This is a genomic window from Zoogloea sp. LCSB751 (genome assembly GCF_002028455.1).
Taxonomy (GTDB): Bacteria; Pseudomonadota; Gammaproteobacteria; order Burkholderiales; family Rhodocyclaceae; genus Zoogloea.
Genome location: NZ_MWUM01000002.1, coordinates 92899 through 104660 on the forward strand (window position 1 = coordinate 92899; position 11762 = coordinate 104660).

14 protein-coding genes are annotated in these 11762 nt (G+C 65.8%); 7 read left to right on the forward strand and 7 right to left on the reverse strand.

Annotated elements, in window-relative coordinates; all coding sequences use genetic code 11:
- Positions 1 to 43: 43 nt before the first annotated feature.
- From B4920_RS03315 to B4920_RS03335, 5 genes are all read left to right on the forward strand, one after another.
- On the forward strand, positions 44 to 1609 hold the full coding sequence (locus tag B4920_RS03315) for a SpoIIE family protein phosphatase (protein ID WP_079433197.1): 1566 nt from the start codon (positions 44 to 46) through the stop codon (positions 1607 to 1609).
- A gap of 135 nt (positions 1610 to 1744) precedes the next feature.
- Positions 1745 to 2320: an ANTAR domain-containing response regulator gene (locus B4920_RS03320; RefSeq protein WP_079433198.1), complete on the forward strand. Its 576-nt coding sequence runs from the start codon at positions 1745 to 1747 to the stop codon at positions 2318 to 2320.
- Between the two features lie 389 nt (positions 2321 to 2709).
- Positions 2710 to 3966 (forward strand): CmpA/NrtA family ABC transporter substrate-binding protein, encoded by a 1257-nt coding sequence (locus B4920_RS03325; protein WP_079433199.1) that lies wholly within the window; start codon positions 2710 to 2712, stop codon positions 3964 to 3966.
- A gap of 103 nt (positions 3967 to 4069) precedes the next feature.
- The gene (gene ntrB, locus B4920_RS03330; RefSeq protein WP_254050823.1) at positions 4070 to 5026 is read left to right on the forward strand and encodes a nitrate ABC transporter permease; all 957 of its coding nucleotides are present in this window, start codon (positions 4070 to 4072) and stop codon (positions 5024 to 5026) included.
- A gap of 25 nt (positions 5027 to 5051) precedes the next feature.
- Positions 5052 to 5843, forward strand: a complete 792-nt coding sequence (locus B4920_RS03335; protein WP_079433200.1) for an ABC transporter ATP-binding protein — start codon at positions 5052 to 5054, stop codon at positions 5841 to 5843.
- 73 nt (positions 5844 to 5916) lie between these two features.
- Here B4920_RS03335 and B4920_RS03340 read toward each other — a convergent pair whose 3' ends face one another.
- The 4 genes from B4920_RS03340 to B4920_RS03360 all read right to left on the reverse strand — a co-directional run bounded on the left by B4920_RS03340 (position 5917) and on the right by B4920_RS03360 (position 8198).
- Positions 5917 to 6735 (reverse strand): NADPH-dependent oxidoreductase, encoded by an 819-nt coding sequence (locus B4920_RS03340; protein ID WP_079433201.1) that lies wholly within the window; start codon positions 6733 to 6735, stop codon positions 5917 to 5919.
- Between the two features lie 106 nt (positions 6736 to 6841).
- Entirely contained in the window at positions 6842 to 7432 is a 591-nt protein-coding gene (locus B4920_RS28390) for a hypothetical protein (RefSeq protein WP_088179367.1), read from the reverse strand.
- An 82-nt stretch (positions 7433 to 7514) separates the two neighbouring features.
- Entirely contained in the window at positions 7515 to 7898 is a 384-nt protein-coding gene (locus tag B4920_RS03355; RefSeq protein ID WP_079433204.1) for a hypothetical protein, read from the reverse strand.
- 15 nt (positions 7899 to 7913) lie between these two features.
- On the reverse strand, positions 7914 to 8198 hold the full coding sequence (locus B4920_RS03360; RefSeq protein ID WP_079433205.1) for a nitrogen fixation protein NifZ: 285 nt from the start codon (positions 8196 to 8198) through the stop codon (positions 7914 to 7916).
- Between the two features lie 122 nt (positions 8199 to 8320).
- Between B4920_RS03360 and B4920_RS03365 the strand changes: the two genes are divergently transcribed.
- A complete protein-coding gene (locus tag B4920_RS03365) occupies positions 8321 to 8707 on the forward strand; it encodes a hemerythrin domain-containing protein (protein ID WP_079433206.1) in 387 nt (128 codons plus the stop codon).
- A 40-nt stretch (positions 8708 to 8747) separates the two neighbouring features.
- On the opposite strand, the gene B4920_RS03370 is transcribed toward B4920_RS03365, so the two are convergent.
- The 3 genes from B4920_RS03370 to B4920_RS03380 form a co-directional block, all read right to left on the reverse strand.
- Positions 8748 to 9191: a hypothetical protein gene (locus tag B4920_RS03370; protein ID WP_079433207.1), complete on the reverse strand. Its 444-nt coding sequence runs from the start codon at positions 9189 to 9191 to the stop codon at positions 8748 to 8750.
- 76 nt (positions 9192 to 9267) lie between these two features.
- Complete coding sequence (locus tag B4920_RS03375) at positions 9268 to 9777, reverse strand: flavodoxin (protein WP_079433208.1); 510 nt, start codon at positions 9775 to 9777, stop codon at positions 9268 to 9270.
- A 111-nt stretch (positions 9778 to 9888) separates the two neighbouring features.
- A complete protein-coding gene (locus tag B4920_RS03380; RefSeq protein ID WP_079433209.1) occupies positions 9889 to 10656 on the reverse strand; it encodes a PEP-CTERM/exosortase system-associated acyltransferase in 768 nt (255 codons plus the stop codon).
- A 212-nt stretch (positions 10657 to 10868) separates the two neighbouring features.
- Between B4920_RS03380 and B4920_RS03385 the strand changes: the two genes are divergently transcribed.
- On the forward strand, positions 10869 to 11753 hold the full coding sequence (locus B4920_RS03385; RefSeq protein WP_079433210.1) for a ThiF family adenylyltransferase: 885 nt from the start codon (positions 10869 to 10871) through the stop codon (positions 11751 to 11753).
- Positions 11754 to 11762 lie beyond the last annotated feature (9 nt).

Here is an 11762-nt window from a genome sequence, read left to right on the forward strand (position 1 = left end):
CGTGCCCGTGAGGGGCGTGCGCGCCAACTGCAGAGACTCTGTAATGGCAGAAAAACCGTTGCGCGTGCTGGTCGCGGATGACATCGCATCGAACAGAAGCATCGTGGGCACCTTCTTGGTCCACCTGAACTGCGTTCCCATTTACGCCGAGGATGGCGTGGAGGCGGTGGAGCTGTTCCGGCGCGAATCGCCCGACGTGGTGCTGATGGACCTGATGATGCCGCGCATGGACGGCTTCGAGGCGATCCGTCAGATCCGCAGCATTGCCGGCGACCGCTGGGTGCCGGTGATCATCCTGTCCGCCCTGAGCGGCGAGGGCGACATCGTGCATGGCCTCGACATCGGTGCCGACGACTACCTGGCCAAGCCGCTGTCCTTTCCGGTGTTCGCGGCGCGCTTCAAGGCCTTGCGCCGCCTGCTCGACATGCAGCGGCGGCTGGCGAGCTCCCTCGAGCAGGTCCGGGCGGTGGCCAATGGGGTCATCGACGGCATCATCTCGGCCGACGAGAGCGGGCGCATCCTGTCGGTCAACCGGGCGGCCAGCCAGATCTTCGGCTATCCCTCGTCGGAGATGATCGGCCAGCCCCTCGGCATGCTGATGTCCGACGGCGAGTTTGGATCCGCCGAACTGTCCATTCCCGGCCTGCTGTCGTCCGGGCAGATGAAGGCCGGTGGCCAGATCCGCGAGATGCTCGGGCGGCGCAAGGACGGCACGATCTTCCCGATGGAGGTCGGCATGTCCGATCTCCAGCTGCCCAACCGGCGGATGTTCATCGGCGTCGTCCGCGACGTCTCCGAGGCGCGCCGCATCCAGCGCCAGCTGGCCGAGGATGCGGCGCGCCTGCAGCGTTACCACGACGAGTCGGAGCGCGAGCAGGAACTGGCGATGAGCATCATGGAACGCCAGATCCGCAGCGACTGGTTGCACGACAGCGCGGTGCAGTACGCGGTGATGCCGGCACGCAACTTTTCCGGCGACGTGGTGGCCGTGGCGCGTGCGCCGGACGGTTCGCTCTACGCGATGCTGGCCGATGCCACCGGACACGGCCTGGCCGCCGCAGTGAGCGTGCTGCCCGCACTGGGCGCCTTCTACCGGGGGGCCGCGCGCAATGCGCCCCTGAGCAACCTGGTGACCGAACTCAACGATCTGCTGTGCGGCCTGCTGCCGGCGGGGCGCTTCGTGGCTTCGGCGCTGGTGCGCCTGGAAGCGGCCGCACCGGAAGGCCAGATCTGGGTCGGTGGTGTCCCCGACGTGCTGCTGATCGACGACAGCGGGTCGGTAGTGCAGCGCTTTGTCTCCCGCCAGTTGCCCCTCGGCATCCTGCCGTCCGCCGAGGCGGGCATCGCCTGTGAGGCTTTCGGCTGGAGCGTGCCGTCCCAGATCGTGCTCTGCTCCGATGGCCTGACCGAGGCCGAGAGTCGCCAGGGGCAGCCCTTCGGCGCCGCGGGTCTGGAACAGACCCTGTGCGCAACGCCGCGGGCGTCGCGGGTGGCCGGACTGCGCGAGGCGCTGACTCGTCACCTGGGGCGCCAGTCGGCCGGGGACGACGTGTCGGTGCTGATCCTCGACTGCCAGGTGGCGGGGGAAGCCCTTGCCAGGGCGGTGTAGCACAGGACAGCCTATGCGGTAGGGGCGAATTCATTCGCTCTCCAGGCGTCGATATGTTTTGGCGGGCGAGTGAAATCGCCCTGCGCTGGCGCACTTCATGCTTTAAAGTGCCATGTCTTTCCAGGGTTTTTTCTCATGCTTCGAGTGCTTGTAGTCGACTCCTCCCGCGAGCGTGCCGCGGACGTCTGCGCAGCGGTGGCGCTGGCCGGCCATCAGGTGGCGGCGGTGCTGTCGAATGCCCTTGATCTGTCCGAGCAGGTCCTGGCCACCAAGCCGGACGTGATCTTCATCCAGGCGGATTCACCGAGCCGCGATACCCTCGAGCATCTGGCCATCATGAACCGGGACTGTCCGCGCCCGGTGCTGCTGTTCTCGCAGGACTCCGACTCGGCGGCGATCCGCCGGGCCGTGAAGGCCGGCGTGTCGTCGTACGTCGTCGATTCGGTGTCGTCCGAAAGGCTCGATGCGCTGGTCGAAGTGGCCATTGCCCAGTTCGAGGCCTTCCAGCACTTGCGCGCCGAGCGGGACGATGCGACCCGCAAGCTCAGCGAGCGTATCGTCGTGGACAAGGCCAAGGGCGTGCTGATGAAGGCCCGCGGGCTCGATGAGGATGCGGCCTATCACGCGCTGCGCAAGCTGGCGATGGAGCGCGGCCGCAAGGTGGCCGACGTGGCCCAGGACGTGATCGACATGGCCAACCTCCTACTCTGAATGGGGTAGGGTCCAGTAGGGCGTGGATGTTGAAGGGCGGTGGCGCGAAGGCGTTGCCGCCCTTTTTTCTTGAAGATTTCCCGGTCTTTCCTCGAAATGGGCCGGAATGGTGCCGGCAGCTCGATTGCTGCACTGCGGGAGTGCATCCATGGGGCGCGGTATTGCTACCTCCTAGGGGGTAGATTTATGCCTGTTTTAGGCTTTTCTTTTTTATTCAATGGTTTGTTGTTGTTGGCACGGTCCTCGCTAAATCCAGACAGAAGTCGGACCAACGGCGGTCCGGCTTGATCAGGCGATCAAACTTGGACAAAGGCGTCCATCCCTCTTGCGCGAAGTGCGTGGAGTGATGTGACGCCTCTTTTTTTGGGTAAGCGGATCAGGGGCATGTGATGAGCGCGCAATTCGACGACACGATTCTTTCCCGCCGCGGCTTTCTCAAGGCCGGGGCGACCCTTGGAGGTATGACAGCGATGGGGACGATGCTCCCGATGGGCGGTGCATGGGCTGCGGGTTCCGACAAGCCCGAACTGGAAGAGGTGAAGATCGGCTTCATCCCGCTGACCGACTGTTCTTCGGTGGTGATGGCGTCGGTGATGGGTTTCGACAAGAAGTACGGCATCAAGATCACCCCCAGCAAGGAGGCCTCCTGGGCTGGCGTGCGCGACAAGCTGGCCAACGGCGAGCTGCACGCCGCCCACGTGTTGTACGGCCTGATTTACGGCCTTCACCTGGGCATCGGCGGCCCGAAGAAGGACATGGCGGTGCTGATGACCCTCAACAACAACGGTCAGGCGATCACCCTGTCCAACGGCCTGAAGGACAAGGGTGCAGTGGATGGCGCCTCGCTGGCCAAGGTCATCGCCAAGAAGGAGAAGGAATACACCTTCGCCCAGACCTTCCCGACCGGCACCCACGCCATGTGGTTGTACTACTGGCTGGCGGCCCACGGCATCGACCCCTTCAAGGACGTCAAGAACATCGTCGTGCCGCCCCCGCAGATGGTCGCCAACATGCGTGTCGGCAACATGGACGGTTACTGCGTCGGCGAACCGTGGAACCAGCGCGCGATCGTGGACAAGATCGGCTTCACCGCGGTGACGACCCAGGACATCTGGACCGACCACCCGGAAAAGGTGCTGGGCGCCACGGCCGAGTTCGCCGCCAAGTACCCCAACACCGCCCGCGCGATGATCTGCGCGATCCTCGAAGCCTCCAGGTGGATCGATGCCAGTGCTGCCAACCGCGCCAAGACCGCTGAGACCGTGGCCGCCAAGAGCTACGTGAATACCGACGTGGATGTGATCCGCAGCCGCATGATCGGCCAGTACGAAAACGGCCTCGGCAAGAGCTGGTCCGAAAAGAACTACATGAAGTTCTACAACGACGGTCTGGTGAACTTCCCCTACCTGTCCGACGGCATGTGGTTCCTCACCCAGCACCGCCGCTGGGGCCTGCTCAAGCAGGATGTGGATTACCTGGCGATTGCCAAGGCGATCAACAAGACCGAGCTGTACAAGCAGGCCGCCGGCATCGTCGGCGTGCCGGTGCCCAAGTCCGACTTCCGCACCTCCAAGCTGATCGACGGCGTGGTGTGGGACGGAAAGGACCCGAAGAAGTACGCCGCCAGCTTCAAGATCCACGCCTGACCGTGGGGGCGAATTCATTCGCCCTTGTCCGGTTGAACAAAATCCGCGGGCGAATGAACTCGCCCCCACGGGGATTCACCCCCGCAGATTTCTGGAGACCCAGATGAGCACTGCGACCCTCACCTCCGGCCTCGTGACTGTCGGGCCGGACACCCAAGCCGCTCCCGACACGCGGGACGAAGTCATTGCTGCCAAGCAGGAGGCCCCCATGGCTGCCGCGCCCCTTACCCACGCTCCGGCAGCCGAGCCTGCCGAGCCTGCCGAGCCATCGACCTCCTTCGGCGAGCGCTGCGGCGCTTTCCTGCGCGCGGTGTTGCCGCCGCTGCTTGGTTTTGCCTTCATCATCGGCCTGTGGGCGCTGGTGGCGATGAAGTCGAGCGATTTTCCCGGCCCGGCCAAGACCCTCGATGCCGCCATCACGCTGTTTTCCGATCCCTTCTACCAGAATGGCCCGAATGACCAGGGCATCGGCTGGAACATCCTGTCGTCCCTCAAGCGGGTTGCCATCGGCTTCGGCGTGGCGGCCCTGGTGGGCATCCCGATGGGGTTCATCATCGGCCGCTTCGCCTTCATGAACAGCATGCTCGAACCGATCATCAGCATCCTGCGCCCGGTCTCGCCGCTGGCCTGGCTGCCGATCGGCCTGATGGTCTTCAAGGCCGCCGACCCGGCCTCCACCTGGACCATCTTCATCTGCTCCATCTGGCCGATGATCCTCAACACCGCCCAGGGTGTGCAGCGCGTGCCGCAGGACTACTTGAACGTGGCGCGGGTGCTCAACCTGTCCGAGTTCAAGATCATCACCAAGATCCTCTTCCCGTCCGTGCTGCCCTACATGCTGACCGGCATCCGCCTGTCCATCGGCACCGCCTGGCTGGTCATCGTGGCCGCCGAGATGCTCACCGGCGGCGTCGGCATCGGCTTCTGGGTGTGGGACGAGTGGAACAACCTCAAGGTCGAGCACATCATCATCGCCATCTTCGTGATCGGCATCGTCGGTCTCGTGCTCGAACAATTCCTGCTGCTGATCGCCCGCCGCTTCAGCTATGGCAACAACTGACTGAATCCGGAATGAGGAGCTCACCATGAACGCAATCGTCAAGGTCGAAAACGTCGGCATGACTTTCGACACAAAGAAAGGCCGCTTCGTCGCGCTGCAGAACGTCAATCTGCAGATCCGCCAGGGCGAGGTGGTGTCCCTGATCGGCCACTCGGGCTGCGGCAAATCCACGCTGCTCAACCTGATCGCCGGCCTGACGCTGCCGAGCTCCGGCGCGATGATCTGCAACGGCCGCGAGATCGCCGGCCCCGGCCCGGAGCGGGCGGTGGTGTTCCAGAACCATTCCCTGCTGCCCTGGCTGACCTGTTTCGAGAACGTCCATCTGGCCGTCGAGCGTGTCTTTGGTGCGAAGGAGGGCAAGGACAAGCTCAAGGCCCGCACCAACGCGGCGCTGGAGATGGTGCATATGAGCCATGCAGCGCAGAAGATGCCGCATGAGATCTCCGGCGGCATGAAGCAGCGCATCGGCATCGCCCGCGCCTTTGCGATGGAACCGAAGATCCTGCTGATGGACGAGCCCTTCGGCGCCCTCGACGCGCTGACCCGCGCGTCCCTGCAGGATGAGCTGATCGGCGTGATGGAGAAGACCGGCGCCACCGTGGTGATGGTGACCCACGACGTGGATGAGGCAGTGCTGCTGTCCGACCGCGTAGTGATGATGACCAACGGCCCGGCGGCGACCATCGGCGAGATCCTCGAAGTGAAGCTCGCCAAGCCGCGGGACCGCCTGCAACTGGCCCACGACCCGCACTTCGCGGAATGCCGCGCGGCGATCCTCGAGTTCCTGTACCAGAAGCAGATGAAGAAGGCGGCCTGAACGGCGATCTGACTCCAACGACAAACAGGCCCGGGTAGGGCCTGTTTGTCGTTGAGGCCGCGGAAGGCTGTGCTTACTTCAGCGCGAAGCCCAGCGTGTTGAGGGCTTCCACCAGGCGGTCGCGGCCGGACAGGGAGCCGGCGTCGCGGACGCGCTTGGTCGAATGGTTGGACCAGGTGCCGCGCACCTTCATGCCCTGGCTGGTGTAGAAGGCGCTCATCGCGCTGTCGTAGTACTCCAGGCCGGCCTGCTGGGCGGGCAGGGAATAGGTTTCCTGGTGCAGCACCACGGACTGCAGCGGGCGCGGCTTGACCGAGGCAGGCTGCTGCGGGTCGGGTGTGCCGACGCACAGGCCGAACATCGCGACGACCTTCGACGGCAGCTGCAGTTCGGCGGCCACGTCTTCCGGGCGGTTGCGCATCGCGCCGATATACACGGTGCCGAGGCCGAGGGATTCGGCGGCGGTGACGGCGTTCTGGGCCGCCAGCGCAGCGTCGATGACGCCCACTTCGAACATTTCCAGGTAGTCCAGCGCGGCCGGCGTTTCGCCGAGCTTCTGCGCGACCGCCTCCAGGCGGGCCAGGTCGGCCAGCCACACCAGCAGCAGCGGGGCCTGGCGGATGTGTTCCTGGTCGCCGGCCAGTTCGGCCAGACGGGCCTTGCGGGCCGGATCGCGGACGGCCACGACGCTCCAGGCGTGCAGGTTGGACGAACTGGCGGCGGATTGGGCGGCGGCGATGATCGCCGCCAAGGTGTCGTCGCTGACCGGGTCGGGCAGGTAGGCGCGCACCGAGCGGTGGGCCAGCAGATGGTCGATGATGGGGGAACCGGCGGACGGTACGGCGACGTCGGCGCTGCCGTAACGGGCCTGGTAGAGGGATGCGGTGCTCATGGGATTCCTGGCTATGGTGAAGGCGGGCGGCGGGGCGCCAGGCCCCGTCGCCGGGAATCCCGATTTTACCGCCAACGGACCGGCCCGGTCCGCCGGCGGTGGCGGCTTATTCCGCGCTGCTGCGGCGACGGCTGCGCGGCGCGACGGCGGTTTCGCCGCTGGCCACATTGTCGTCCGCGTCATCGCTGCTCAGGGCTTCCGACACCTGGCGGACCTGTTCTTCCACCAGGTCTGCGCCGCGGGCGGCGGCGTCGGCCAGTTCGTTGAAGCCGGCTTCGGCCTGGCGCAAGGCCTTCTTCACGTGGCCGATGGCGGCTTCACCGTTGGCGTCGGCGCTGCGGGCGGCGTGTTCGAGCTGGCGATTGACGGCCTGATCGAGGACGGCGACCTGGTCGCGGGCCAGCTGCAGGATGGACTGGTGCGCGTCGCCGATGATCGCGAAGTACTCGCGGACCAGGCTGGCGGAGTCGGCGCGCCAGTCGGACAGGCGCTCGACGGGCAGCGTGTCGAGCTTGATCTCGCTGCGGGAGGCCAGCTCCTCCAGGTGGCTGCGGCCTTCCTCGAAGAGCTGGCGGCCGTTGCGTAGGGTCAGTTCGGCGAGCTTTTCGGTGGCCTCGACCCAGGCGCGGGAGGCAGCATGCAGGTTGTCGAGGGTGGCGAGACGGGTCTGCTGGATGTCGGACGGGGACAGGTACATGGCATTCTCCGGGGATGGGGCCGCCTCAGGCTACGGCCCGGTAGTTGCAGGCACGTGACAGACCCGCCATCCCTGCGGGAGTTCAGTGCCGGGAGAAGAGGTCGCGGATCTTGCAGAGGGTGGTGGTAATGTCGAAGCGCGGGTCGGGCAGCGCTTCGCCGGCCAGGATGCGGGCCAGGGCATCGTCGGGCTGCTGTTCGCCGGTCAGCAGCACCTCGGCACCGCGCTTGGCCATGTGGCGCACGAAGCCGTCGCCGGCACTGGCGGCGATGACCACCTCGACGCCGTCCAGCGGGTGCGGACCATCGTCCTCGAAATGGTGCAGGACCTGCTCGCGGGCCAGCGTGATGGCGTTCGGGGCGGGCAGCGGCGTGCCGGGAACGCAGTCGTAGAGCAGCCAGTTGCGGGCCTGGCCGGCATGGCCGGCGACGTGGCGCTCGCCGGTGACGGGGATGGCGATCTTCATCGGCAGGGGCTCCGCTCAGTGGGCCGCACGCAGGCTGGCCGCCTCGGTCTCGTCCTGGGTCAGCTCCTCGGGCAGACAGCCGATCGGCAGGCCGAGGTTCTGGTCCTCGCCCTCGAAGCGGACCAGGTAGATCTCCTCGCTGGGCATGGCCTCCACGTGGCCGAACTGGACCACCACGCCGCGGGTGCCGGCGGCGGCGACCAGGGCGCCTTCTTCATAGCCGGGCAGGCCGCCGTCGCTGAACAGGTCTTCGCGGCAGAACACCACGTCTCCGAGCTGGTATTGGCCGATGTCTTCCATGGATCTTCTCCGGTTTAGGGTGGTGATGCCCTAGCGCAGCAATTTCGGTGCCACGCCCGGCATGGTTTTCGCTGACACCGGGGAGGCGCCGGCTGGCGGCGCATCTTGATGTGGAGAATGCGATGGAATGGTCCGACGAGCGCCACCTGCTTGGCCTGGCGGCAATGGATGACACCCACCGGGAGTTCGTGGCCCTGGTGAATGCGGCCGGAGCAGCCAGTGGTACGGCCTTCGTGGCGGCCTTTGCGGCCCTGTGCGAACACACCGAAAGCCATTTCGCCAATGAGGAAGTATGGATGCGCGACAGCGCCTTTCCGGCCGAGGGCGAGCATGCCGGCGAGCACCGCCGCGTGCTCGGCGATCTGCGGCGTTTCCGCGAGCGGGTCGAGAAGGGCTCGACGATGATGGCCAAGGCCTATATCCGCGAGCAGGTGCCGGGCTGGTTCGACCTGCACGCGGCGACGATGGACGCGGCGCTGGCGGCGCACCTGAAGGCCCGTTCGGCGTGATGGGGAGCCGGCCCGCGACAGGCCGGCCGGTGGGCAGGACTCAGCCGCCGAGGACGGCCTCGTAGGCCTTGCGCAGCAGTTCCAGCTCGATCTGCGGGCAGCCACGGGCTTCGGTGATCGCCACGAAGCGGCCGCCAGCGCCGGCGATGGCCTCGAAGGGGGGATCCATGGCGGTGAACATGGCCAGGTGGACCTCCACGCAGGCCTCGCCGACATCCACGCACTGGCGGAACTCCGGCTCGATCTTGAGCCCGCCGGAGGGAAGGCCCAGGCGCCGTTCGGCTTCTGCCAGATGCACCGACGGCAGCGTGACGACCGGGGATTCGGGCACTTCCTCGTCCGGGCACAGGCTGGCTGCGGGTGGGAAGGGGGCAAAGCCGCACATGCCGTGCTCGAAGCGGACGAAACGCAGGCGTGCGCTGGTGGGGTGCTTGTGGGCGAAGATCAGGCGGGCGCCGCCAAAGGCATCGGGGGCGCCACTCATGGGCGCCCCCGACCTGTGACATGCCTGACACCGCGCCCGCTGTTTGTCGTGTTTACGACAGGCGCGGGCGTGGCCATCAGCCAAGCAGTTCCGGCTTGATCTGGTCCAGCCAGGTGTCGACGCGTTCTTCGGTCTGATCCTTCTGGTTGTCGTTGTCGAGGGCCAGGCCGACGAATTCGCCGTCCACGATGGACTTGGACTTGGAGAATTCGTAGTCGTCGGTTGACCAGCCGCCGATGATGGTGGCGCCCTGGGCCTTGGCGGCGTCGTACAGCAGGATCATCGCGTCACAGAACTCGTGGCCGTAAGCGTCCTGGTCGCCGAAACCGAAGATGGCGACGGTTTTGCCCGACAGATCAACGCCCTTGAAGGTCGGGAAGAACTCTTTCCAGGAGTCCACCAGCTCGCCGTCGCCGAGGGTCGGGGTCGCCAGGATCAGGGAGCTGAACTTGGCAACGTCGTCAGCGGTGGCTTTGGACACGTTGAACAGCTCGACCACATCTTCGCCGAGCTTTTTCACGATGGACTTGGCCACCTTGCGGGTGTTGCCCGTCTCGCTACCGTAAAAAAGACCGATCTTGCTCATGAGGGATTCTCCTAGGACAGTTTGGGTTTGGTTGGTGCTGACTCGTCCTTTGCAAGAGACGGGCCAGCTCCGGAACCCGGTGCCACTGGGGAATCCCCGGGTCGGGGAAGATCAGGTCGGCCGGAAGGCCGGCCGGCTGGTGGTGTAGCCGGCTTCGATTTCCTCGGCGACGACGCGCCAGATGGGCTTCACGAAGAAACGCAGGCCCTTGATGATGCTGTCCACGTTCATCATCGAGGGCACGCGGATGCCCCGATGCTCGACCGGGCCGCCGATCTGGGTGATCTTGACGCCCAGCTTGGCGAAATGATCTGCCAGCCGCGGCTCGGTGAGGACGAACAGGGTCTCGATGCCCTCGTGCTTGGCGAGGGCGATCACGCCCAGGTAGAGGCCGATCGGGATGTACGGGAAACGCGGCTGTTCCCGGGTGCCGAAATCCTCGTCGCTGATCGCCACTGCGGCCTTGGTTTCGCCCTTGCGTCGGCGGTAGTAGGCGCGCACGGCGAGGCGCGAGACTTCGGCGATGGCGCCGCGGGGCTCCTTGGCCGGATCGATGATGGAGCGGTCCAGCGTGGCGGCGCAGGTGCGCTCGAAGGGCAGCGGGTAATCCGGCTCTTCGGGGCGGGCCATCACCAGGCGGTTGCAGCCGACCAGCGAATGCGGTTCGGTGGAGGTGCGCATCAGGCAGTGCAGGCTGTGACGGTCGTATTCGTCCGTCTCGCGGCGGTCCGGGCGGACCGGCTCGAAACCCAGTTCCTCGCAATACACCTCGTGCCGGATGCCGAACACGTCGTTGCGGCCGGTATCGTCGAAGGCGGTGGCGATCTCGAAGTACTTCCTGAATCCTTCACCGAGGCTGAAGCGATCGAGTAGCGACATGGCGGTAGCCCTTGAAGTCTGAATTACTGGCGATACCCATTTACGGCTGGTAATACTGATTCCTTGAAGGGAAATGGGCCTCTGTTCCAATTGTAGTACGTGAGCATGATGATGGCGTTCTCCGTCGCCCGGTATGGGGTGTGGATGTGCCGGCTGGGGCGGCAGGGAACTGTCGTATCATAGGATTCCACTGCCTGAAGGATACAGACAGCATGTCGCGCCGCGCTTTTGACTACGACGAAGCCTTCTCTCGCAATATCGGTTGGGTGACCCAGGCCGAGCAGGCCGCCCTGCGCGGCAAGCGGATCGCCATTGCCGGCGTCGGCGGGGTCGGTGGCGTGCATCTGCTGACCCTGACCCGTCTGGGCGTGGGGGCCTTCCATGTGGCCGACATGGATACCTTCGACCTGGTGAATTTCAACCGCCAGGCCGGCGCGATGATGTCCACGCTGGACCGACCGAAGGCCGAGGTGATGGCCGAGATGGCCCGCGACATCAACCCGGATGTGGACATCCGCGTGTTTGGCAGCGGCGTCAATGCCGGCAACCTGGATGAGTTCCTGGCCGGCGTCGATCTCTACGTCGATGGCCTCGACTTCTTCGCCTTTACCGCCCGGCGCGATACCTTCAATGCCTGTCACCGGCTCGGTATTCCGGCGGTGACCGCGGCGCCGCTGGGCATGGGCACGGCGGTGCTGAGCTTCCTGCCGGGGCGGATGAGCTTCGAAGAGTACTTCCGCCTCGATGGCTGCGACGAGGACGAGATGGCGGTGCGCTTCCTGCTAGGGCTGTCGCCGGCCATGCTGCAGCGCGCCTACCTGGCCGACCCGTCGCGGGTCGATTTCGTCGCCCGGCGCGGCCCCAGCACCATCGCCGCCTGTCAGCTGTGTGCCGGGGTGACCGCCACCGAATCCCTGAAGATCCTGCTGCGCCGTGGCGAGGTGCTGTGCGTGCCGTGGGGCTTCCAGTTCGATGCCTACCGCAACCGCTACGTGAAGACCTGGCGGCCCGGCGGCAACAACAACCCGATCCAGCGCATCGGTCTCGCCATCGCCCGCCGTCAGTTGCGGGCGATGCGCGAGGCGGCGCGCGTTTGAGGAGACCGG